Source organism: Saccharopolyspora ipomoeae, assembly GCF_029952525.1.
Classification (GTDB): Bacteria; Actinomycetota; Actinomycetes; order Mycobacteriales; family Pseudonocardiaceae; genus Saccharopolyspora; species Saccharopolyspora ipomoeae.
Window position 1 is genome coordinate 94,884 of sequence record NZ_JASAOF010000005.1, and the last position, 21,516, is coordinate 116,399.

General features: G+C 70.5%; 21 protein-coding genes. 12 read left to right on the plus strand and 9 right to left on the minus strand.

Going from position 1 to position 21,516, the window contains the following annotated elements:
• Positions 1-3: 3 nt before the first annotated feature.
• Entirely contained in the window at positions 4-792 is a 789-nt protein-coding gene (locus tag QFW96_RS11450) for an MlaE family ABC transporter permease (RefSeq protein WP_281455558.1), read from the minus strand.
• A 347-nt stretch (positions 793-1,139) separates the two neighbouring features.
• Here QFW96_RS11450 and QFW96_RS11455 point away from each other — a divergent pair, with 347 nt between their 5' ends.
• Entirely contained in the window at positions 1,140-1,337 is a 198-nt protein-coding gene (locus QFW96_RS11455; RefSeq protein WP_281455559.1) for a DUF2795 domain-containing protein, read from the plus strand.
• Between the two features lies 1 nt (position 1,338).
• Here QFW96_RS11455 and QFW96_RS11460 read toward each other — a convergent pair whose 3' ends face one another.
• Complete coding sequence (locus QFW96_RS11460) at positions 1,339-2,529, minus strand: PP2C family protein-serine/threonine phosphatase (protein WP_281455560.1); 1,191 nt, start codon at positions 2,527-2,529, stop codon at positions 1,339-1,341.
• Between the two features lie 128 nt (positions 2,530-2,657).
• Here QFW96_RS11460 and QFW96_RS11465 point away from each other — a divergent pair, with 128 nt between their 5' ends.
• Complete coding sequence (locus QFW96_RS11465) at positions 2,658-3,026, plus strand: STAS domain-containing protein (RefSeq protein WP_281455561.1); 369 nt, start codon at positions 2,658-2,660, stop codon at positions 3,024-3,026.
• A gap of 58 nt (positions 3,027-3,084) precedes the next feature.
• Positions 3,085-3,543: an ATP-binding protein gene (locus QFW96_RS11470; protein ID WP_281455562.1), complete on the plus strand. Its 459-nt coding sequence runs from the start codon at positions 3,085-3,087 to the stop codon at positions 3,541-3,543.
• Between the two features lie 4 nt (positions 3,544-3,547).
• Here QFW96_RS11470 and QFW96_RS11475 read toward each other — a convergent pair whose 3' ends face one another.
• Positions 3,548-4,294 (minus strand): alpha/beta fold hydrolase, encoded by a 747-nt coding sequence (locus tag QFW96_RS11475; protein WP_281455563.1) that lies wholly within the window; start codon positions 4,292-4,294, stop codon positions 3,548-3,550.
• 147 nt (positions 4,295-4,441) lie between these two features.
• On the opposite strand from QFW96_RS11475, the gene QFW96_RS11480 reads away from it, so the two are divergent.
• Positions 4,442-4,735, plus strand: a complete 294-nt coding sequence (locus QFW96_RS11480; RefSeq protein ID WP_281455564.1) for a WhiB family transcriptional regulator — start codon at positions 4,442-4,444, stop codon at positions 4,733-4,735.
• Between the two features lie 81 nt (positions 4,736-4,816).
• On the opposite strand, the gene QFW96_RS11485 is transcribed toward QFW96_RS11480, so the two are convergent.
• Positions 4,817-6,781 (minus strand): CocE/NonD family hydrolase, encoded by a 1,965-nt coding sequence (locus QFW96_RS11485; protein ID WP_425524749.1) that lies wholly within the window; start codon positions 6,779-6,781, stop codon positions 4,817-4,819.
• A gap of 249 nt (positions 6,782-7,030) precedes the next feature.
• Between QFW96_RS11485 and QFW96_RS11490 the strand changes: the two genes are divergently transcribed.
• The 3 genes from QFW96_RS11490 (at position 7,031) to QFW96_RS11500 (ending at position 8,556) form a co-directional block, all read left to right on the plus strand.
• Complete coding sequence (locus tag QFW96_RS11490) at positions 7,031-8,011, plus strand: TIGR03557 family F420-dependent LLM class oxidoreductase (protein ID WP_281455566.1); 981 nt, start codon at positions 7,031-7,033, stop codon at positions 8,009-8,011.
• A 109-nt stretch (positions 8,012-8,120) separates the two neighbouring features.
• Positions 8,121-8,351, plus strand: coding sequence for a hypothetical protein (locus QFW96_RS11495; protein WP_281455567.1), 231 nt, complete (start codon positions 8,121-8,123; stop codon positions 8,349-8,351).
• A 13-nt stretch (positions 8,352-8,364) separates the two neighbouring features.
• Positions 8,365-8,556 carry a hypothetical protein gene (locus tag QFW96_RS11500; RefSeq protein WP_281455568.1) on the plus strand — a complete coding sequence of 64 codons (192 nt, stop codon included), beginning with the start codon at positions 8,365-8,367 and terminating at the stop codon, positions 8,554-8,556.
• A gap of 68 nt (positions 8,557-8,624) precedes the next feature.
• On the opposite strand, the gene QFW96_RS11505 is transcribed toward QFW96_RS11500, so the two are convergent.
• On the minus strand, positions 8,625-10,409 hold the full coding sequence (locus QFW96_RS11505; RefSeq protein ID WP_281455569.1) for a thiamine pyrophosphate-requiring protein: 1,785 nt from the start codon (positions 10,407-10,409) through the stop codon (positions 8,625-8,627).
• 68 nt (positions 10,410-10,477) lie between these two features.
• The gene (locus QFW96_RS11510; RefSeq protein WP_281455570.1) at positions 10,478-11,344 is read right to left on the minus strand and encodes an SDR family oxidoreductase; all 867 of its coding nucleotides are present in this window, start codon (positions 11,342-11,344) and stop codon (positions 10,478-10,480) included.
• Between the two features lie 142 nt (positions 11,345-11,486).
• On the opposite strand from QFW96_RS11510, the gene QFW96_RS11515 reads away from it, so the two are divergent.
• A complete protein-coding gene (locus QFW96_RS11515; RefSeq protein WP_281455571.1) occupies positions 11,487-12,764 on the plus strand; it encodes an ATP-grasp domain-containing protein in 1,278 nt (425 codons plus the stop codon).
• Between the two features lie 14 nt (positions 12,765-12,778).
• Here the strand turns inward: QFW96_RS11515 and QFW96_RS11520 are convergent, their stop codons facing one another.
• Positions 12,779-13,966 carry a zinc-dependent alcohol dehydrogenase gene (locus tag QFW96_RS11520; RefSeq protein WP_281455572.1) on the minus strand — a complete coding sequence of 396 codons (1,188 nt, stop codon included), beginning with the start codon at positions 13,964-13,966 and terminating at the stop codon, positions 12,779-12,781.
• 135 nt (positions 13,967-14,101) lie between these two features.
• Between QFW96_RS11520 and QFW96_RS11525 the strand changes: the two genes are divergently transcribed.
• Positions 14,102-15,169, plus strand: coding sequence for an NAD-dependent epimerase/dehydratase family protein (locus QFW96_RS11525; protein WP_281455573.1), 1,068 nt, complete (start codon positions 14,102-14,104; stop codon positions 15,167-15,169).
• A gap of 218 nt (positions 15,170-15,387) precedes the next feature.
• On the opposite strand, the gene QFW96_RS11530 is transcribed toward QFW96_RS11525, so the two are convergent.
• Positions 15,388-16,623, minus strand: coding sequence for a PucR family transcriptional regulator (locus QFW96_RS11530; RefSeq protein ID WP_281455574.1), 1,236 nt, complete (start codon positions 16,621-16,623; stop codon positions 15,388-15,390).
• Between the two features lie 102 nt (positions 16,624-16,725).
• On the opposite strand from QFW96_RS11530, the gene QFW96_RS11535 reads away from it, so the two are divergent.
• From QFW96_RS11535 to QFW96_RS11545, 3 genes are read left to right on the plus strand one after another with little or no spacing between them, the layout of a single operon-like run.
• Positions 16,726-18,219: a flavin-containing monooxygenase gene (locus QFW96_RS11535; protein ID WP_281455575.1), complete on the plus strand. Its 1,494-nt coding sequence runs from the start codon at positions 16,726-16,728 to the stop codon at positions 18,217-18,219.
• Positions 18,216-19,121 carry an alpha/beta fold hydrolase gene (locus tag QFW96_RS11540; protein WP_281455576.1) on the plus strand — a complete coding sequence of 302 codons (906 nt, stop codon included), beginning with the start codon at positions 18,216-18,218 and terminating at the stop codon, positions 19,119-19,121. The genes QFW96_RS11535 and QFW96_RS11540 overlap by 4 nt, the downstream gene beginning before the upstream one ends.
• Positions 19,118-19,963, plus strand: a complete 846-nt coding sequence (locus QFW96_RS11545) for an SDR family NAD(P)-dependent oxidoreductase (protein ID WP_281455577.1) — start codon at positions 19,118-19,120, stop codon at positions 19,961-19,963. Before QFW96_RS11540 ends, QFW96_RS11545 begins: the two co-directional genes overlap by 4 nt.
• On the opposite strand, the gene QFW96_RS11550 is transcribed toward QFW96_RS11545, so the two are convergent.
• Positions 19,893-21,020, minus strand: coding sequence for an NAD/NADP-dependent octopine/nopaline dehydrogenase family protein (locus tag QFW96_RS11550; protein WP_281455578.1), 1,128 nt, complete (start codon positions 21,018-21,020; stop codon positions 19,893-19,895). The two genes, QFW96_RS11545 and QFW96_RS11550, sit on opposite strands and share 71 nt — an antisense overlap.
• Positions 21,021-21,516: the final 496 nt, after the last annotated feature.

Genomic DNA, 21,516 nt, shown 5'->3' on the forward strand with positions numbered 1-21,516 from the left:
GGCTCACATCCCCTTCGGCGGGACGAGCTGCAGGTAGATCGCGGTGAGCACCACGTTCACCAGGAACAGCAGCATGAACGAGATGACCACGGCCTGGTTCACCGCGTCCCCCACGCCTTTCGGCCCGGGAGCGGGGTTCAGGCCGCGGTGCGCGGCGACCACCCCGGCGATGAAGCCGAAGATCACCGCCTTGATCTCGCCGATCCACAGGTCGGGCAGCTGGGCGAGCCCGTTGAAGCTGGCCATGTAGGCGCCGGGGGTGCCGCCCTGCATGATGACGTTGAAGAAGTACCCGCCGAGCACGCCGACGACGCTGACCACCCCGTTGAGCAGGGTGGCGATGAGCATCGCCGCGAGCACGCGCGGCACCACCAGCCGGTGGATCGGCGAGACGCCCAGCGTCTCCATCGCGGCGATCTCGTCGCGGATGGTGCGCGCGCCCAGGTCGGCGCAGATCGCCGACCCGCCGGCCCCGGCGATGAGCAGCGCGGTGATCAGCGGGCTGGCCTGCTGGATGATGGCCAGCACGCTGGAGGCCCCGGTGAACGACTGCGCCCCGATCTGCTTGGTCAGCGACCCGAGCTGGAGCGCGATCACCGCCCCGAACGGGATGGACACCAGCGCGGTCGGCACGATGGTCACGCTGGCCACGAACCAGGACTGCTGGACGAACTCGCGCCACTGGAACGGCCGGGCGAACACCGCCCTGGCCACGTCCACGGCGTGCAGGAACAAGCGTCCGGTTTCGCTGAGCGGACCGGTACCGGCCGGTCGCGCCACCCCAACACCCATCGCGGCTCCCCGTGATCTCGGCAGGGCATCCAGAGTGATCAGCCACACACCGCGCAACCAGGGGCACAGTGCCCCAGGATTCACCCGGCCTGATGCACATCGCCCGTAACCCGAACCGACCCCAGGAGCGATGGACACTCCCAACTTGTTCGAGAGTGCTTCCACCCCAGTCGATTCCGGAGTCCCAAGTGGAGCGGAACCGTCCACTCGTCCGGTCGGAGCGAGTTCTCGCCCGAGCGGAGGTCGACATCGGCGGAACGGTTCCGCGCTCGGAGATGATTGAGATCGCCGCGAACGGGGAAACCACCCTGAGGCCCTCCCCCGACCTGCCGAAGAGGTGAGCGGTGATGACGCATCCGCCCGACCCCGACCGCGTGCAACCGTTCCTCAAGGAGGTGCACTACCCGGTCAGCAAGGCCGAACTCGTGCACATCGCCGAGGAGCAGGGCGTCGACAACGAGGTGCTGCGAGCGGTGCGGCTCGTGCCCGACCGCACCTACGAGACGCAGGAGGAGGTGCGCGACGAGGTCGCGTTCGGCAGCTGAGTCAGCCCCCGGCGGCGGACGCCCTGCTGAGGACCAGCAAGGTGACGTCGTCCCCGGATGACGCGGACGTCACCAGCTGGTTCATCACCGACGCGCACACCTCGCTCGCCGGTGCGCAGGTGACCGCACCGCACAGGCTCTTCAGCCCGATGTCGATCGACTGCTGGCGGCGTTCGATGAGGCCGTCGGTGTAGAAGCACACCACCGATTCCGGCGGGATCTCGATCTCGGTCGTGCGTCGCGGCCGCTTCGACACCGCCACCCCGACCGGCGGGTCGACGGGCGCGTCCACGAGTTCGCCGCGCTCGCCGGGATGTCCCAGCACCGGGGTCAGGTGCCCGGCGAGCGAGAAGCTCAGCCGCGCCGTCTCCGGGTCGTAGAGGGCGTAGCAGACGGTGGCCATGGCGTCGGGCTCGAAGTGCGTCACCTTGCGGTCGAGCTTGTGCAGCACGCGGGCCGGGTTCTCGTCGTCGAGCGCGTAGGCGCGCAGCGCACTGCGCAGCCGTCCCATGACGACGGCCGCCGACAGCCCGTGGCCGACGACGTCGCCGACGACGATCCCGACGCGTCCCGACGGCAGCCGGAACACGTCGTACCAGTCGCCGCCGATCCCGTAGTCCGCGCCGCCGACGTAGCGGCCGTCCATCGACACCCCCGGGATCCGAGGCAGCCTGCCGGGCAGCAGGCTGTGCTGGAGCACGGTCGCGGCGATCCGCTCGGAGCGCGACGCGCCCACCTGCGAGACCGAGGCGATCCGGTCGGCGGCGACCTGCACCAGCTGCGCGTCGTGATCGGTGAACCCGTGCTCGGTGAAAGCGCCGACGCACAGCACTCCGATCGTCTCGCCGTCGGCGACCATCGGGGCGCCCGCCAGCGATCTGATGCCCCTGTCCCGCAGCGCGCGGCTGACCAGGTGCTGATCGGCCACGTGATCGACCACGCAGGCCTTGCGGTGGGTCAGGACGGTTCCGGCGAAGCCGTGGCCCACCGGCATCCGCACGCCCTGCTTGACGTCGTCGTCGATGCCGACCGCCGCGGTGGCGATGAGTTCCTCGCCGTCGGGGTCGAGCAGCAGGACGGTGGCCATGTCCACGTCCAGGACCTCGCGCACCCGGGCGAGGATCTCCCTCAGCAGGTCGTTGACGTCCAGATGGGCGAGCGAGGTGTCCGTGACCAGTTCGATGCGTCGCAAACGCTCCTCGGCGGAAGATTCCGCGGAAGCATGCATGTCAGCCACGATAACGTCCTCGCAGCTCTCCCGTCTGCGCCACGGACGGCGGGTCTTTGCCAGGAACGGTCACCGGCACCATCATGGAGAGCATGGATCCCGACATCAACGAACACCAAGCACCCTTCAGCGCGGTGACCGAGTGGTCGGGCCGCACGCTCTTCGTCACCGCCACCGGCGAGGTCGAGCTCGTCAACGCGCCGCAGCTGGAGACGGTCCTGGACCAGGCGACCGGCGACCGGCCCGACGTGCTGGTGCTCGACATCACCGCCGTCACGTTCCTGTCGTCGGCCGGACTGGCCGTGTTCGTGCGCACGCACCGCAACGCCGAGGCGGCGGACATCCGCTTCCGCGTCGTCGCGAACAACCCGGCCACCCGGCGTCCGATCCAGCTCATGGGTTTGGACGAGGAGTTCGACGTCTTCTCCGACCGGGAAGAAGCGCTCGCGAGGAGTTTGTGATCGGGCGGGCGCGCCTACCCTAGAGCTGCGAGTGAGCCGGAACTGTTAGGACGCATCTATGGCACCCGCTCAGGCCGGTGGGCCGGGGTCCGGGGGCGTTGACGAGCTCCGCCGCCACGGCGTGCCCGCCGCTGCCGGCAACCTGCCGCCGCTGCGCGACGAGGTGGATGAGTGGGCCCGAGCGGCGGGCCTCGGCGAGGAGATCGCCGAGTCGTTGGCCCTGGCCACCTACGAGGCGATGGCGAACGCCGTCGAACACGCCTACGCCGACGGCGACGGCTTCCTCGACCTGGACGTCGTCCGCGACGCCGCCGGGGTCGAGGTGACGGTCACCGACCACGGCAGCTGGCGCCCGCCGCACGAGAGCGATCCGAAGCGCAAGCGCGGCCTGCCCCTCATCGAACGGCTCGCCGACGAGGCCGTGGTGACCTCCGGCGAGCACGGCACCCGCGTCCAGATGCGCTGGACCGCACCGGTGCGGCACAGCGACGACGACATGGCGGCGGCGGACGCCTGAGCGTTCAGCCGGTGAGAAATCCCTCGACGAGGTCGCCGAATTCGCGTGGTGCTGAGTACGGCACCATGTGTGCGGCTCCGGGCCAGGTGACGAGGCGGCCTCGGGGCAGCGAGGAGGCCACCCGCCGCGCCCAGCCGTGCGGGACGAGCGCGTCGTGCTCTCCCCTGACCACCAGGACCGGGACGTCGATCGCGGGCAGCTTGTCCTCGACGCGGTCGCGGATCGACTCGGCGAAACTGCTCATCACGCGGCGGAACCCGGCTTCGCGGTAGTCGCGGAAGGTCAGCGGCGCCAGACCGCGCGGTTCGTGACGCGAATTGCGCAGCCACCGCCGCAGCTGCCCCACCGCGCTGCGGGCCCGGGGATCGGTGGTCGGACCGACCAGGACGAGACCGCGCACCTTCTCCGGAGCACGCAGCGCGGCTTCGACCGCGACCTGACAGCCGAACGAGCAGCCCAGCAGGCTCACCTCGCCCAGTCCGGCCGCGTCCCGCCACGCCTCGACGGCCTGGGCCAGTCCGTCGAGGTCGAGCGGCCGACGAGGCCCGCTGCTCGATCCGAAGCCCGGCAGGTCGACCGCCCACGTCTCGCGGATGCCCGAACGCCCGGCCACGAAGGGCAGCAGTTCGCGGCTGGAGACACCGGCTCCGTGCACGCACACCAGCGGCGGGCGTGATCCGCCCACGTGCCAGGCCACCAGACCGTCGGGCGAGAGTTCCGGGCGTTGCAGGACGTTCCGGGTGCGCTGCATGCGAATCCTCTCCGGCCGGCTGACGCGACGCGTCGTGCGGGTCGAACGATCATCGGCCGATCCGAGCGAAGACGTGTGAGCGGTGGCCCGCACGGGTATTCCGACGGCCGACCGGATGATCAACACACCTCTCGATTGGGGTGACAGATGACCGCCACGACACGGCTTCCCAAGCCCACCAGCGAATCCTGGCAGTGGCAACTGCGCGCGGCTTGCCGCGACCTCAGGACGAGCCGCTTCTTCCACCCCGACAACGAGCGGGGGCAGCCGCGCGCCGAGCGCGAGCGGCAGGCCAAGGCCGTGTGCAGGCGCTGCCCGGTCATCGCGCAGTGCCGGGAGCACGCGCTCAGGACGCACGAGCCCTACGGCGTGTGGGGTGGGCTCGGCGAGCAGGAACGCCGGGCGCTGCTGGGCCACCGGCGCAACGGGGCAGCGGCCTAGGAACTTCTCAGGGACGAGCGCGGAGAAGACGAAATCTCAACGGCGCCGGGGGTGTTCCTCCCGGCGCCGAGCCGTTTTCGCTCAGACGTGGTCGCGCGGGATGCGGCGGTCCCAGTTCTTGGAGAACACCCGCTCGCCACCGAGGTAGCCGTCCAGCTCGGCGTGCAGCCGGAACTCGTGGGGTGTCGAGGTGAGCGAGGTGCGCGTCCTGGTCTGCACCGACCAGTCGCCGCGGGCGAACCGCAGCGTCCACTCCGCCTCGCCGCGCGCGGAGTCGAAGTCCTCGCCGACCCAGCTGTAGCGCTCGACGGCCCGCCGGTCGACGTCGAGGTCGATGTCGCTGAAGCGCACCCGGCCCAGGTCCTTGATGACCTCCAGCGACGACCGGTAGTCGACGAGGTCCCTGCTCACCTGCCACTGCTCCGCACCGGGGATGAGCTGCTTGGCCTGCACCGGCTGCGTGCCCTCGGGCTCGCCGAACAGCGGCGCGGGGAGCTCGGCGGCCTCCTCTGCCGGGCGCAGCGGCAGTTCGAGCTCGCTGTCCTCCGGGTGAACGGTCAACCGCACCGGCTCCGGCGGTGGCCAGGCCAGCGGCCAGTACGAAGTGGACAGCGCCAGCCGGATGCGGTGCCCCGCCGGGAACGCCTGCGCGACACCGTTGAGCCGCAGCTGGACCTGGTAGCGCACACCGGGTTCCAGCGGCTTCGGCTCGTCGTGGCCGTCCCGGTGGGTCAGGTTGAGCAGCCCGTAGGTCACGCGCGTGGCCTGACCCTCCGGGCCGACGTCGGACAGCCGCGCGGCCAGCATCGCCACCGGGCGGTCGACCTCCACGCAGACGTCCAGCAGCGGGCCGCCGAGGATCTCGCAGCGCTCCTGGAGCGGGTCGGTGTCGAACACCAGCGAACCGCCGTCCTCCTCGCGCTGGTCGTAGGGGAGGTCCGGCGGCGCGTTGTAGGAGCACCACTTGCCGGCGTACTGCCCGACCGACAGCGGTGAGCACACCGTCACCGGTGGGCTCCGGCGCTCCTCCCCCGGTCGTCCGATCCTGTTCTGCGCCAACGGGAACCGGGTGCGGTGCACGTGCGGCGATGGCCACGACGGCTCGCCGACCCATCGACCGGGCCGGTCCTCGTAGCTGGTGGAGGGCGGCATGCTCTCCTGCATCCAGGTGCACAGCATCGGCTCGTCCATCACGCCGTTGTCGACGTCCTTGAGCCAGCGGTCCCACCAGCGCACGAGCTCCTGCAGGAACCCGATGGCCGGGCCCGGCCGGCCCAGGTGCGGGTACTTGTGCGACCACGGCCCGATCAGGCCGCGGCGCGGCACGCCGAGGTTCTGCATCAGGCGGAACACCGCGTTGGAGTAGCCGTCGGCCCAGCCGCTGACCGCCAGCACCGGGCAGCCGACGTCGGAGAAGTCCTCGCAGATCGAGCCGTGCCGCCAGTAGTCGTCGCGGCGCTGGTGCCGCAGCCAGGTGTCCAGCCACAGGCCGCTGTCCTCCAAGCGCTCGCGCCACATCTCCTCCCAGCGGTCCCCGACCACGGCCGGGTCGGGCGGGCAGGAGTTGTAGGCGAACATGGTGCTCGCCCACGACAGGTTGTCGCTGAGCAGGCAGCCGCCCATGTAGTGCACGTCGTCGGCGTAGCGGTCGTCGGCGCAGCACAGCGCGGCGATCGCGCCGAGGCTCTCCGGGCGGCGGGCGGCGACCTGCAGGGCGTTGAAGCCGCCCCAGGAGATGCCCATCATGCCGGTGCGGCCGGTGCACCAGGGCTGCTCGGCCAGCCAGGCCAGCACCTGCTCCGCGTCGGAGAGTTCGAGCTCCAGGTATTCGTCGGTGAGCACGCCGTCGGATTCGCCGCTGCCGCGCAGGTCCACGCGCGCGCAGGCGTAGCCGTGCCCGGCCAGGTACGGGTGGTGGATCGAGTCGCGGATCGCGGTGAGGTCGCGCTGCCGGTACGGGATGAACTCCAGCACCGCGGGGACCGGCTCGGTGTCCGATGCCACGGGCCGCCACAACCGGCCGGAGAGCCGGGTCCCGTCGGACATCGGGATCCCGATCTCCTCCTGCTTGATCTCGCTGGGGAGCTCGCTCACCTCGTGCACGCGTCCTCCTCGCGGTAGTTCGGCAGAGCTCGGGCACCACCCGGTGATTTACCCACCGAGCCTCGCGGCCATGCGCGATCGGCGCAGGTTTCACCACCCGGACCAGCGGTTACTCGTGGAACGGAAGTGCTGGCAGCGACGGGTGGGAGCTCCCGCGAGGGCTCCCACCACCTCGGCGGAAGGGCTGGGCACGTGGTTCGGTTCGGGTACACGCTGATGACGGAGCAGTCGGGGCCGCGCGAGCTGGTCAAGCACGCGGCCGCCGCCGAGCGCGCGGGTTTCGACTTCGCGGTGATGAGCGACCACTACTCGCCGTGGCTGGACGAGCAGGGCCATTCCCCGTACGCGTGGAGCGTGCTGGGGGCCGTGGCGCAGGCGACCGAGACCCTGGACCTGATGAGCTTCGTGACGGCGCCCATCATGCGGTACCACCCGGCGGTCGTCGCGCAGAAGGCCGCCACGGTCGGGCTGCTGTCCGACGACCGGTTCACCCTCGGTGTCGGCTCCGGCGAGAACCTCAACGAGCACGTCATCGGGCAGGGCTGGCCGCCGGTGAACGTGCGGCACGAGCAGCTCACCGAGGCGCTGCGGATCATCTCCGCGCTGTTCGGCGGCGGCTACGTGAACTTCGTCGGCGACCACTACCGGGTCGACTCGGCGAAGCTGTGGGACCGGCCCGACCGGCGGGTGCCGATCGCCACCGCCGTTTCCGGTGCGCAGTCCGTCGAGAAGTTCGCCCCGCTGTCGGACGCGATGATCGCCGTCGAGCCCGACGCCTCGCTGTGCGAGGGCTGGGACTCGGCGGTCGGGCCCGGCGCCCGGAAGTTCGGGCAGCAGCCGATCTGCTGGGACCCGTCCGAGGAGGCCGCCGCCAAGCGGGCCTGGGCTCAACTGCGCTGGTTCGCCTCCGGCTGGAAGGTCAACTCGGAGCTGCCCGGCCCGGCCGGTTTCGCCGCCGCCACGCAGCACGTGCGCATCGACGACGTCACCGCTGGCATTCCCTGCGGCCCGGACCTCGACGCGATCGTGGAATCGGTGTCGTCGTACTGGGAGGCCGGTTTCACCGACATCGCGCTGGTGCAGGTCGGGGTGGACGAGGACCCGGCGGGCTTCTTCGGTTTCGCGCGGGAGAAGCTGCTGCCCGCGCTGCGCGAGGCGGCACCGGCCGGGTGAGGTTCCACCGGCGACCGGTGGGAATTTCACCGCCCGCACCGGGTTTGACCACTTCCGCCACTGCCAATCCCCTTGGTGCGAAGGGAATGTCCGCGACGAGGAGGATCCGATGGGAGTCCAGACCGACAGTCCGGTGAAGGACAAGAACTACAACCTGATCACCGTGCTGCAGTTGTCCTTGCACCACGCGTGGATGTTGGACCAGTACGTCAAGGACGCCGAGTCGCAAGGCGATGAGGAGCTGGCCAAGTGGCTCCACCGAATTCAGGACAACAACCTGAAGGCCGGTGAGCAGGGCAAGCAGATGCTGTTGAAGCGGCTGCACGACGAGAACGGCTGAGAGGACGACGACCATGCCCGGTGACCGGATCCGTGAACTCACCAAGCGAGTGCGCGACGGGATCGCGCAGCACAACCCCGTGAAGCCGAAGGACGAGGCTTCCGCCACCGATCAGGTGCAGCAGCGTCGCTCCGGCAGGGCGAACTCGCTGCTGGACACCGGTCCGCGGGTTCCTCCCCAGTCAGGTCCGCGCAGGAAGCGCTGAAATAGCGGTGGCGCCACGACACCCGGGGCGCCACCGCTCTTCTCGGGATCAGCCCCTCCCGGCAGGGATCAGCCCCGCCCCGGCAGGAAGTCCTGGGCCTTGGCCTTGACGCCTTCCTTGACCACCGACCACGCCTCCGGGTCCCCCTTGAGCATCGCCGCGGCCATCGACTCCACCTGGCTCCAGTCCGCCTGCGGCGGGATCGGCGGCACCGACGGATCGGTGACGAACTCGACCAGGCAGGGCTGCCTGCTCGCCAGCGCGTCCCGCCACGCGTCGGCGATGTTGCCCGGGTCTTCGACCCGAATCCCGCGGAATCCGGTGCTGCGCGCGAAACCCGCGTAGTCGAAGTCCGGAAGCCGTTGCGAGGGCGTGAACTGCGGCGCACCGCCCATCGCCCGCAGCTCCCAGGTCACCTGGTTGAGATCGCGGTTGTTGAGCACGCCGACGACCAGGCGCGGATCCGACCACTCCTGCCAGCACTGGCCGATCGTGATCAGCTCGTTGATGCCGTTCATCTGCATGGCGCCGTCCCCGACCAGCGCGATCACCGGGCGATCCGGGTGCGCGAACTTCGCGCCCGTGGCGTACGGAACGCCGGGCCCCATCGTCGCCAGCGTGCCCGACAGCGAGCACCGCACGTCCCCGCGCACGCGCAGGTGGCGGGCGTACCAGTTGGCGGCCGAGCCGGAGTCGGCGGTGATGATGGCGTCCTCGGGCAGCTGCGGGGACAGCTCGTGGAACACCCGTTCCGGGTTGACCGGGTCGGCCTCGACCCCGGCGCGGCGCTCCATCAGCCCCCACCAGTCACGCACCCCGTTCTCGACCTTCTCGCGCCACGCGCGCTCGGTCTTGCGCCGCAGGCGCGGCAGCAGGGCCTGCAAGGTGGCCTTGGCGTCGCCGAGCAGGTTCACCTCGAACGGGTAGCGCATGCCGATCATCATCGGGTCGATGTCGATCTGCACGGCTCGGGCCTGCTCGAACTCGGGGAGGTACTGGCTGTAGGGGAAGCTCGCGCCGATCATCAGCAGCGTGTCGCAGTCGCGCATCAGCTCCCACGAGGGCCGGGTGCCCAACAGCCCGGCGGCACCGGTCACCCACGGCAGGTCGTCGGGCAGGACGTCCTTGCCCAGCAACGCCTTCGCCACGCCGGCGCCAAGCACCTCGGCCGCGGTAGTGACCTCCTGCGCGGCCCGGCGGGCGCCCTGGCCGACCATGATCGCCACGCGTTCGCCGGAGTTGAGCACCTCGGCGGCGCGGTCCAGGTCGGGTTCGGCCGGGATCGTCACCGCCTCGGAGATGCCCACGCTGGAGGGCACCATCTTGAAGTCGTGCGTCGGCGCCGAGTACTCCTGCTCCTGCACGTCGCCCGGGATGATGAGCGCGGCGACGGTCCGCCGCGCGTGCGCGGTGCGCATCGCGCGGTCCAGCGCGTTGGGCAGCTGCTGGGGCGCGGAGACGACCTGCACGTACTCGGCCACGTCCTTGTACAGCGAGGAGAGGTCGACCTCCTGCTGGTAGGAGCCGCCGAGCGAGGTGCTGGCCTGCTGCCCGACGATCGCCACCACGGGAACGTGGTCGAGCTTGGCGTCGTAGAGCCCGTTGAGGAGGTGGATCGCGCCGGGACCACCGGTCGCCGCGCAGACGCCGACCTCGCCGGAGAACTTCGCGTAGCCCACGGCTTCGAACGCGGCCAGCTCCTCGTGCCGCGCCTGGATGAAGCGCGGGTCGTCATCGGCGCGCTCCCACGCCGCGAGGATGCCGTTGATGCCGTCGCCGGGGTAGGCGAAGACGTGCTCCACTCCCCACGTCCGCAGACGTCGCAGCAGGTAGTCGGCCACGGTTTCGGCCATGCCGCACACTCCGATCATCCTGTTGGGTGCCGTTCTCCGGTGATCTACCCGGTTCGGCGCTCGTTCAATCAGCCCGGATGCGTCTCGCCACCGACCGGGGCCAGCACCTCGCCGGTGTAGTAGCTCGACAGGCGGTCGGAGGCGAAGAACACGTAGGACGGAGCGATCTCGTCCGGATGCGCCATGCGCTGCATCGGCGTCTGCTCGCCGAACCCCTCCACCTTGTCCTCGGTGAGCGTCGCCGGGATCAGCGGTGTCCACACCGGACCGGGCGCGACGCAGTTGACCCTGATCCCCCTGTCCGCCAGCGCCTGAGCGAACGACTTGGTGAGCACGTGCACGGCTCCCTTGCTGGCGGAGTAGTCCATCAGCGACTTGTTGCCGCGGAGGCCGTTGACCGAACCGGTGTTGATGATCGCGCCGCCTTCCGGCAGGTGCCGCATCGCGGCCTTGCACAGCCAGAACACAGCGTGGACGTTGACCTCGAAGGTCCGGGTGAACTGCTCGGTGCTGATCGCCTCGATCTCGTCCTGCGGCGCCTGGGTCCCGGCGTGGTTGACCAGCACGTCGAGGCCGCCGAGCCGTTCGGCGGCGTCGTCGACGAGGCTGGTGCAGTAGTGCTCGTCGGCGACGTCGCCGCGGAACAGGTAGCAGTGCCTGCCCAGCGTCCGCACCAGCTCGGCGGTGCGCTCTGCGTCGGCGTCCTCGCTCGGGTCCAGGTAGGCGACGGCGACGTCGGCCCCCTCCTTGGCGAAGGCGATGCTCACCGCGCGACCGATGCCGGAGTCGCCGCCGACCACCAGGGCGCGCTTTCCCGCGAGGTGGCCCGCTCCGGTGTACTCGCGCATCTCGTCGCGCGGCCGGGGCTCCATCGGCTCGGTCGTGCCGGGCGGTCGCTGCTGCTGAGCCGGTGCGCTCCGGGGCCGTTGGTCCATGACGTCCTCCACGTCCGCATGTCGCCGTCATCAGGCCGGATACCCGCTCGGCGGGTCACCTCACACCCTTCTCGGCGCGGCGAGCCCCACCGGGGTGAAACAGGCCGGATTGAGTGCAGACGATCCGGGTATGCGAGGTGGTGTGACTGAGAGGCCGAAGAACGTGTTCCTGCTCGGACCCGACGAGCGCAACCTGGCGCTGATGCGCGAGCTGACCCACCTGGAGCCGTACCGCTTCCACCCGTTGCTGGACAAGGAGGAGTTGATGCACAGCGACACCGGGCTGGACCGGTTGCTGGAGCTCGCCCAGAACCAGCTCGACGACTTCTCCGGTCCGATCGACGCGATCGTCGGGTACTGGGACTTCCCGGTCAGCTCGATGGTGCCGATCCTGGCGACTCAGAACGGGCTGCCCGGACCGAGCCTGGAATCCGTGGTCAAGTGCGAGCACAAGTACTGGAGCAGGCTGGTGCAGCGCGAAGTCACCGACGCGCACCCGGGTTTCGCGATCATCGACCTCGATCAGCCGGAAGCGCCTCCGGGGCTTCGGTTCCCGATGTGGCTCAAGCCGGTCAAGTCCTACTCGTCGACGCTGGCGTTCAAGGTCGACGACGAGGAGCAGCTGCGCGCCGCCGCCACCGAGATCCGCGACGGCATGGGCCGGACCGGTGAGGCCTTCGACTTCCTGCTGTCGATGCTGGAGCTGCCGCCCGCCGTGGCCGAGGCCGGGGGCATGGCCTGCCTGGCCGAGGAGGCGGTGCGGGGCGAGCAGATCACCGCTGAGGGCTACTGCAGCGGCGGTGCGGCGCACGTGCACGGCATCATCGACTCGTTCTGCTACCCGGAGACGTCCAGCTTCCTGCGGTACCAGTACCCCTCGCGGATCCCCGAGGAGGTCCAGGAGCGGATCGTGGCCATCAGCCGCGACGTGATGCAGCACATCGGGTTGGACTCCTCGACGTTCAACATCGAGTTCTTCTGGGACACCGAAACCGACGCGCTCAACGTCCTGGAGATCAATCCCCGGCTGTCCCAATCGCACGCCCCGCTGTTCGAGCTGGTCGACGGCATGCCGAACCACCAAGCCATGGTTCAGCTCGCGGTCGGCGAGGAACCGACCATGCCGAGCCGGGAGGGCGAGCACCGCATGGCCGCGAAGTGGTTCCACCGCACGTTCCGCGACGCCCTCGTCAAGAGCACGCCCTCCCAGGAGGACCTCGACCGGGTGCGCGAGGAGGTGCCCAGCGCCACGATCGACGTCGTCGCCGAAGAGGGCAAGCGGTTCTCGGAGCTCCCGGCCCAGGACAGCTACAGCTACGAGCTCTTCGCCGTCTACCTCGGCGCCGACGACGAGTCCGAGCTGCGAGCCCGGTTCGACCGCTGCGTCGAACTCCTGCCCTTCGACCTCGACGAGCGCTGAGCGGCCGATTCCGGTCAGGAGTGGGGTTCGAGGAGGACCTTGATCGCACCGTCCTCCTTGCGCTGGAAGATGTCGTAGCCGTGCGGGGCGTCCGCCAGCGGCATGCGGTGCGTGGTCAGGTCGCGGACGCCCAGCGGGTCGGACTCGTCGGCGACCAGCGGCATCAGGTCGGGGATCCAGCGCTTGACGTGGGCCTGCCCCATCGCGATCCGCACCCCCTTGTCGAACAGGGTGAGCATCGGAATAGGGTCGGCCATGCCGCCGTAGACGCCGCTGAGCGAGATCGTGCCGCCGCGGCGGACGCAGTCGATGCACTGGTACAGCACCGAGAGCCGGTCGATTCCCGCAGTGGACATCAGCCGCTCGGAGATCGACTCGGGCAGCACGCTCGCGACTTTCTGCCCCAGCTCGGCGACCGGCGAACCGTGCGCCTCCATGCCGACGGCGTCGATCACCGAATCGGCGCCGCGCCCGTCGGTGAGCTCGCGCACCACGTCGGCGACGTCGTCGTGCTCGCTCGCGTCGATGGTGCGGATCCCGTGCCGCTGCGCCATGTTCAACCGCTCGGGCACGATGTCGATGCCGATGGGCTGGAAGCCGCGGTGCCGGGCGATGCGCGCGGCCATCTGCCCGATCGGGCCGAGCCCGAAGATCACGACGCTGCCGCCGCGCGGGACGTCGGCGTACTCCACGGCCTGCCAGGCCGTGGGCAGCACGTCGGAGAGGTACACGAACTGCTCGTCCGGCGGCCCCTCCGGCACCTTGACCGGACCGAAGTGCGCCTGCGGCACCCGCAGGTACTCCGCCTGCCCACCGGGCACGCTGCCGTAGAGCCGGGTGTAGCCGAACAGCGCGGCACCGCTGCCCTGCTCGCTGACCTGCGTGGTCTCGCACTGGGCGAACAGGCCGCGCTCGCACATCCAGCACCGCCCGCAGGAGATGTTGAACGGGACCACGACGCGGTCACCGGGCGCGATGTGCGACACCTCCGGACCGGTCTCCTCCACGACGCCCATCGCCTCGTGGCCGAGCACGTCGCCGGCGTCGAGGAACGGCCCGAGCACCTCGTAGAGGTGCAGGTCGGAGCCGCAGATGCCGCTGCTCGTGACGCGGATGATCGCGTCGGTGCCGGATTCCACCCTCGGGTCGGGGACGTCGTCGACGCGGACGTCTCGCGGTCCGTGCCAGGTCAGTGCCTTCACCAGCGTCCTCCTCGGCGAATCGTCGTTTCCACGGCATTGCCGAGCACCTGACGGGACAAACCTCGGCAGGGGCGCGTTTGCCCGTCGTGCAGCGGGGAAGCCCTGAGGCGATTGGTCTCGCACAGGGGAGGTCTCATGACTGCGTCCGAAGGCAACCGGCGGGTCGCAGTCGTCGGTGGGACCGGGAACCTCGGCACGAGCGTCATCGCCGCGCTGCGCGAGGACCCCGAGTTCTCGGCGATCACCGCGCTGTCGCGGCGGGAACCGCCCGCGCTCGGCAGCGCGATCGGCTGGGAGCGCACCGACATCTGCCAGGACGACCTGGTCGGCCGCTTCGCCGACGCCGACACCGTGATCCACCTGGCCTGGTTGTTCCAGCCCACCCACGACCCGCTGACGACGTGGCGCACCAACGTGCTCGGTTCGATCCGGGTGTTCGAGGCCGCGGCCGCGGCCGGGGTTCGCACCCTGGTGCACGCGTCCTCGATCGCCGCCTACTCCCCCGGGCCGGGACGGCGGCCGGTCGACGAGACCTGGCCGACGCACGGCTGGCCCCGCTCCGCCTACGCCCGCGAGAAGGCGTACCTGGAGCGCTACCTGGACGCTTACGAGCAGCGGCACCCCGACGTCCGGGTGGTGCGGATGCGCACCGCGTTCTGCTTCAAGCCCGAGTCGGCCGAGGAGCAGCGGCGCCTGTTCATCGGGCCGTTCCTGCCGAACCGGCTGGCACGCCCGGAACTGCTGCCCGCGCTGCCCCTGCCGGAGGGCCTGCGGTTCCAGGCGGTGCACAGCGACGACGTCGGCGAGGCCTACCGGCTGGCGGTGCGCTCACGGCTGTCCGGCGCGTTCAACGTCGCGGCCGAACCGCTCATCGACGCCTCCGAGCTCGCCGAACTCCTCGGCGTCCGAACGGTTTCCGCGCCACCCGCGCTCGTGCGCGGGGCGCTCGCCGCGGCCTGGCGGCTGCACCTGGTCCCGGCTTCACCGCACCTGTTCGAGGCGTTCATGCGGTTGCCGGTGATGGACACCGGCCGGGCGCGCACCGAGCTCGGCTGGACCCCGGCGCGCAGCTCGACCGGGGCGGTCGAGGACTTCCTGCGCGGCCTGCGGTCGTCCACGGGCGCGACCACACCCCCGCTGCGCTCGTCCACCCCGAGCGACCGGGTCCACGAACTGCGCACCGGAGTCGGCCAACGACCTTGACACCGACCACACCCCCAAACACCGAAAACCACGACGCTCCAACGATTTCCAGATCCAAAACCTTCATCACCCGAACGATCACCACCCCCACCACCAAGCCCCTACCGAGTGAACCCCGTTCGAAAACCCCGGTTTTCACGCGTCGAAAACCGCAGTTTTCGTGCGTCGAGAACAGCGGTTTTCGAACGGGTGATGGTGTGGGGTCTCGGCCGGTGGGGTCAGGTGTTGCCGCGCCAGTGGAGGGTTTCGAGGGCTGCGGCTACGGCCAGGGCGTTCTCGGCGAGGGGGCGTGGGAGGAGGTCGTCGGCGCGGGCGAGGCGGCGGAGGACCGTGTTGCGGTGGGTGTAGAGGCGCTCGGCCGTGCGGGTGGTGCTGCCCAACTCGCGGACGTACGTCAGGACCGCCGTCCGGGTGTCGGCGTCGGCGTGCTGGAGGTCGCCGAGGGTGTCGGCGAGGAACTCCTCGGTCTCGGTCGGTTCGCTCGTCAGCAGCGAGACCAGCTGCACGTCCTGGTAGCGCGCGACCTGCTGCGGCGAGGTGAGCCGGGCGACCATGCGCTGGGTGGTGGCGGCGTCGAGGTGGCTGCGGCGGAAGCCCTCGACGTCGCTGCCGGGCCTGCCGACGGCGACCCGGACCTCGGGGTGCTCGGCCAGCCGCGCGGTGAGCTCGGCCGCGGACGGGGCGGTGGACACCGGCAGCCACACCCACATCGCGGCGGCGCTGGCGATGACGGTGAGCCGGTGGTCGGCCCCGGCGGCGCGCATCACCGCCTCGGCGGCGGCCTCGACCTGCTCGGACCCGGACGCACCGCTCCAGACGATGGCGGCGGTGTGCGGGCCCGCGAGCCGGTAGCCCAACTGGCTCTCGGCGCGGGCCCGGCCGATCGGCGCCCCCTCCAGCAGCAGCGTCACGGCGGCGCGGCGCTCGGCGTGCGCGCCGCGGGTGAGCTCGTCGCGCTCGTGCTGCATCCGCTCGCTGACGGCGGCCACCGTGTCGTCGATGAACGTCGCGATCGACACGGCGGAGACGTCGAGCAGCTCGCGCAGCTCGTCGGGATCGTCGGTGAGGCCGAAGACGATCTCGATCCAGCGCCGCCAGGCGACGTTCTGCGCCGTCCGGTAGGAGTCCAGCGCGGTCTCGTCCAGGCCGCGTCGCACCAGGTCGCGGGCGGCTTCGAGCAGCTCGGAGCCGGTGTTGGCCGGGACCCGGCGGCCGGGGTTCTGGACGTTGGCGGCGGCCCAGTGCAGGAGGTTGGCGAGGTTGGCGCGGCGGGTGGCCGCCGCCAGCGCCGGGTCCTCGGCGACGAGCCGCACCCGGGCGCCGCCGAGCGAGGCGGCGTGCAGCTCCTCGACCCACTCGGCGTGCGGGTTGAGCGCGATCTCGGCGCCGCGCCGGAACAGCTCCCGCACGCGCGCGGACGGCCTCGGCCACTCGGACGCAGCGTTGTGCACCATCACGGCATGATGGTGGTGCATGTCGCTGTGGCGCAACCCGGCGGGTCGCGGGCATGCTCACGGAGGTATCAGCAGTCCGTCCGCGCGGGGGAGCAACCAGCAGTGACCACCACCGACACCCCGGTCGAGCACCTCGACGTGCTCGTCGTGGGAGCAGGCATCTCCGGCATCGGCGCAGGCCGCTACCTCAAGACCTCGCACCCGGCGAAGACGTTCGCGATCCTGGAGGCGCGCGGCGCCTCGGGCGGCACGTGGGACCTGTTCCGCTACCCCGGCATCCGCTCGGACTCGGATCTGCACACCTTCGGCTACGAGTTCAAGCCGTGGCGCGACGAGGAGTCGATCGCCTCGGCGCCGCGCATCCTGAACTACCTGCGCGAGACGATCACCGAGAACGACCTGACCTCCCACATCCGCTTCCACCACCAGGTGGTCGGCGCGGAGTGGTCGACGGAGCAGGCGCGCTGGGTCGTCGACGTCGACAACCCCGAGACCGGTCAGCGGCACCGGCTCAGCGCGAACTGGATCTTCAGCGCGGGCGGCTACTACCGCTACGACGAGGGCTACACGCCGCACTTCGAGGGCCGCGAGCGCTTCACGGGTCCGATCATCCACCCGCAGCACTGGCCGGAGGACCTGGACTACGCGGGCAAGAAGGTGCTGGTGATCGGCAGCGGCGCGACGGCGGTGACGCTGGTGCCCGCGATGGCCGACACCGCGGCGCACGTGACGATGCTGCAGCGCACGCCGACCTACATCATGCCGGTGCCGAAGAAGGACGCCGTGGCCAACATCGCGGGCCGGTTGTTCGGCCCGCAGCGCGGGTACGCGATCGCGCGCCGCAAGAACATCGTGCAGCAGCGGTTGATCTGGAGCTTCTGCCAGCGCTTCCCGAAGGCGGCGCGCAAGCTGATCCGCTTCATCAACGCCAAGGCGCTGCCCGAGGGCTATCCGGTGGACACGCACTTCAACCCGCCCTACGACCCGTGGGACCAGCGGTTGTGCGCGGTGCCCGACGGCGACCTGTTCCGGTCGATCCGGCGGGGCGATGCCTCGGTGGTGACCGACCGGATCGAGACCTTCACCGAGCGGGGCGTGAAGCTGACCTCCGGCGCGGAGATCGAAGCCGACATCATCGTCACCGCGACGGGCCTGAACGTCCAGCCCTTCGGCGCGATCCCGCTGGCCGTCGACGGCGAGCGGGTGAGCCTGCCGGACACCGTCGCCTACAAGGGCATGATGCTCTCCGGCGTGCCGAACTTCGCCTTCGCGATCGGCTACACCAACTCCTCGTGGACGCTGAAGATCGGCCTGCTGTGCGAGCACTTCTGCCGCCTGCTGACCCACATGGACCACTACGGGCTGGACATCTGCCGTCCCGAGCCCAGCGATCCGGCGATGCCCAAGCGGCCGTTCCTGGACTTCGGGGCCGGCTACATCCAGCGCGCCGTGGACCAGCTGCCCAAGCAGGGCGATCGGATGCCGTGGCTGACGTCGCTGAGCTACCACTCGGACGTCAAGCTGCTGCGCTCGGACAGCGTCACCGATCCGGAGCTGCGGTTCGCCCGCGCCAAGACCGAGGCGGTGACGCGGTGAGCGAGGACCTCTTCGTCGACCTGCCCGCGGGACCGCGGATCTGCTACCGCGTGGACGGCCCGGCCGACGGCACGCCGCTGGTGCTGATCGCGGGCCTGGGGCTCGATCTGACGTCGTGGCCGCAGCGGTTCGTAGACGGTTTCACCGAGCGCGGGTTCCGGGTGGTGCGGCTGGACAACCGGGACGCGGGCCGCTCGTCGCGCATCGACGCTCCCCCGCCGGGGCGGTTGCGGCAGCTGCTGGCCCGGCCCAGGCCGGATTCCTACGACCTGGGCGACATGGCCGCCGACGCGGTCGGACTGCTCGACCACCTGGGCCTGGAGCGGGTGGAGCTGCTGGGGATGTCGATGGGCGGCATGATCGCGCAGACGATCGCCGCCCGGCACCCCGACCGGGTCGGCTCGCTGACCTCGATCTTCTCCACCACGGGCGCGCGCGGGATCGGTCAGCCCGCGCGGTCGACGCTGGTGCGCATGGCCAAGGGCCCGACGCACACCGTCGAGGAGTCGGTGGAGCGGCACCTGTGGATGCTGCGGCACATCGGCTCGGCCTCGTTCCCGCCGGACGACGACCTGGAGCGCGCCTGGGCGGCCGGTCTGTGGGAGCGCGGCGGTGGCGCTCGCGCCAAGGAGGGACGTCCGCGGCAGATCGGCGCGATCCACGCCAGCGGTGACCGCACCGCGGAGCTGCGGCGGATCACCGCGCCTACGCTGGTGATCCACGGCGACACCGACCGGATGGTGCACGTCAGCGGCGGCCGCGCGACGGCGGCGGCGATCCCGGGTGCCCGCTACGTCGAGATCGACGGCATGGGGCACCACATCGCGCCCGGTCTCATCGACCGGCTGGTGGCGATGACCACCGACCACATCGGCACTGCGACGAAGGAGAAGGCCGGATGAGCGAGGTGCGCGGCAAGGTCGCCGTGGTCACGGGCGCGGGTTCGGGCATCGGGCGCGAGGTCGCGTTCGAACTGGCCCGCCGGGGTGCCCGGCTGGCGGTGTCGGACGTGGACGGGAGCGGCCTGGCCGACACCGTTCAGCGGTTGGCGGCGCTGGGCGTCGAGGCCCACTCGGCTCGCCTGGACGTGAGCGACCGGCAGGCGGTGGAGACCTACGCGACCTCGGTGGCGGCGCACTTCGGCGCGGTGCACCAGGTCTACAACAACGCGGGCATCGCGGCGGGCGGCGCGGTCGCCGACAACGACTGGGAGACCTACGACAAGGTGCTGGGGGTCAACCTGTTCGGCGTGATCCACGGCAGCAAGGCGTTCCTGCCGCACCTGATCGACTCCGGCGACGGGCACCTGGTCAACGTCTCCAGCCTCAACGGAATCATGGGCCAGCCGCGCAGCACCGCCTACTGCGCCAGCAAGTTCGGGGTGCGCGGGTTCACCGAGAGCCTGCGCGCCGAGATGCTCATGGCCGGGCACCCGGTGAAGGTGACGGTGGTGCATCCCGGCGGGGTGCGCACCAACATCGCTTCGGCCGGGCTGGAGGAGGCGCGGCGGCGCGGCGAGGTGACGCCCGAGGACGAGGCCCGGGTGCGCACCTACAACGAGAAGCTGCTGAAGATGCCGCCGCAGCAGGCCGCCCGCATCGTCGTCGACGGCGTCGAGGCGGGCAAGGAGCGGGTGCTGGTGGGCAACGACGCGAAGCTGGTGGACCTGCTGGTCAGACTGCTGCCGCGGTTCTACCCGGCTCTGGCGGCGAAGTTCGAGCGCCGGCGCTTCTCGCAGGGGTGAGCTCCCGGCGGAGCTGCTCGCCGGTGAGTTCCGCCCACCCGAGCCGGTGCAGGGTCCTCCCGCTGCGGCGGAAGGACTTCCCGGCGAGCGTGGACATCACGGTGATGATCGAGCCGACCATCGGCGTGGGCACGCCCGCGCGTTCGGCCAGGGCTTCCAGCGGGACCAGCGTGGAGGCGATGTCCTCGTGCAGGAAGCGGTGGTCCAGCGAGCCCGGCGCGAGGATGCTCCGGTAGGGCTCGGCGCTGCGCATGGCCTCCAGCAGGCCCGTGGTGGTGCAGCCGTAGTAGCGGTCGAGGACCTCGGGCATCGGGGTCAGCCGCGCGCCGTACGCCCCTGCGACGGCGCGGAACTCCTGCTCGACCTGGTCCAGCAGCGCGACCGTCCGGTCCGAGACGCCGTCGAGGTAGAACAGCAGCTCCTCGCCCCGGTCGATGGTGCCGAGGTTGGCCAGCGCGATCGGGGCGTGCGCGACCGCCCCGAAGTCGGTGAGTCCTCTGTGGACGAGGTTGTCGGCGATCTCCAGCTGCGGGAACCACTCCCGGATCATCGGCGCGCGCCGGTCGACGGCACCGGGGGTGGCGCCGGAGATCAGGTTCCAGCGCTTCGCGCCGAGCACGCGCACGCCGTCGTCGCCGTCGGGGCGGGCGGCGAACAGCGCGTCGGTCTCCACCACGTCGACCCGAGGAGCTCCGCGGCGGCGGAGCGCGGCGGCGAATTCCGCTGAGCCGCACAGCTTCCCGGAGAACAGCACGACCACATGATCATCGGTGAGGTGCGGCGCCAGCACCTCGGCGATCTCGCGGTAGGCGGTGGTGATCGCGGCGACGACCAGCACCGAGCAGCGCTCCGCGAGCTCGGCCGGGTCGGAGGTGACCTGAGCGATCGGGAAGACGCCCCGCTTCTCCCCGGACGCCCGAATCGCCCCGGATTCCCGAATTCCTCCCACCCGCGCGGGTTCTCGGGTGCACAACCGCACCCGATGCCCGCGTTCCGACAGGGCGGCGGCCACGGCCAGCCCTTCACCGCCCGCCCCGATCACGCCGATCTCGTCCACCGCAGCAACTCCCCTCGCGATCGAACCCACGTCCAGGTGGTCGGATGCACCGCGCGCGCAGTTCCCGGAAATCCGCATGACCCGGTGCACATCACCGCGCGGAGTCCCGCGGGTGGACAGGTCAGAACCGCCTCGGCCGAGCCGGTTTTAGGATACGTTTCAAAAGGAACGCGACCAAGGCGACCCAAGCTTCACTAAACGCGACCCACTACGGGTACGTTTCGCAAGGCAGTGGCAATTTCTTCTGAAATTGGCGGACCGCACAACGCGAGGAGAACCACGAAACGAAGCCAATTTCAGGAGAAATTGTCACTCCGCACGCAAGCAGCTCGACCCCGCGAAGCGATCCTGAAGAACCCCGTGGGAGTGGTGCAGTTTTCATGAAAACTGTCCGACCCCTCGGGGTCTGCCTGTGGGGTGGACTCCACGGTCCACGAGGTGGCTGAACTGGGGTTTTGGGGTACCCGTCTTGTGGGTGGGGTGACAGTTTTCATGA

Excerpts from the sequence above, each read along its gene's own strand:
- QFW96_RS11545 (WP_281455577.1), top strand. The coding sequence starts at position 19,118 with ATGAGCGAGGTGCGCGGCAAGGTCGCCGTGGTCACGGGCGCGGGTTCG.
- QFW96_RS11480 (WP_281455564.1), top strand. The coding sequence starts at position 4,442 with ATGACCGCCACGACACGGCTTCCCAAGCCCACCAGCGAATCCTGGCAG.
- QFW96_RS11510 (WP_281455570.1), bottom strand. The coding sequence starts at position 11,344 with ATGGACCAACGGCCCCGGAGCGCACCGGCTCAGCAGCAGCGACCGCCC.
- QFW96_RS11505 (WP_281455569.1), bottom strand. The coding sequence starts at position 10,409 with ATGGCCGAAACCGTGGCCGACTACCTGCTGCGACGTCTGCGGACGTGG.
- QFW96_RS11530 (WP_281455574.1), bottom strand. The coding sequence starts at position 16,623 with ATGGTGCACAACGCTGCGTCCGAGTGGCCGAGGCCGTCCGCGCGCGTG.
- QFW96_RS11495 (WP_281455567.1), top strand. The coding sequence starts at position 8,121 with ATGGGAGTCCAGACCGACAGTCCGGTGAAGGACAAGAACTACAACCTG.
- QFW96_RS11455 (WP_281455559.1), top strand. The coding sequence starts at position 1,140 with ATGACGCATCCGCCCGACCCCGACCGCGTGCAACCGTTCCTCAAGGAG.
- QFW96_RS11450 (WP_281455558.1), bottom strand. The coding sequence starts at position 792 with ATGGGTGTTGGGGTGGCGCGACCGGCCGGTACCGGTCCGCTCAGCGAA.
- QFW96_RS11485 (WP_425524749.1), bottom strand. The coding sequence starts at position 6,781 with ATGTCCGACGGGACCCGGCTCTCCGGCCGGTTGTGGCGGCCCGTGGCA.
- QFW96_RS11475 (WP_281455563.1), bottom strand. The coding sequence starts at position 4,294 with ATGCAGCGCACCCGGAACGTCCTGCAACGCCCGGAACTCTCGCCCGAC.
- QFW96_RS11500 (WP_281455568.1), top strand. The coding sequence starts at position 8,365 with ATGCCCGGTGACCGGATCCGTGAACTCACCAAGCGAGTGCGCGACGGG.
- QFW96_RS11470 (WP_281455562.1), top strand. The coding sequence starts at position 3,085 with ATGGCACCCGCTCAGGCCGGTGGGCCGGGGTCCGGGGGCGTTGACGAG.
- QFW96_RS11525 (WP_281455573.1), top strand. The coding sequence starts at position 14,102 with ATGACTGCGTCCGAAGGCAACCGGCGGGTCGCAGTCGTCGGTGGGACC.
- QFW96_RS11465 (WP_281455561.1), top strand. The coding sequence starts at position 2,658 with ATGGATCCCGACATCAACGAACACCAAGCACCCTTCAGCGCGGTGACC.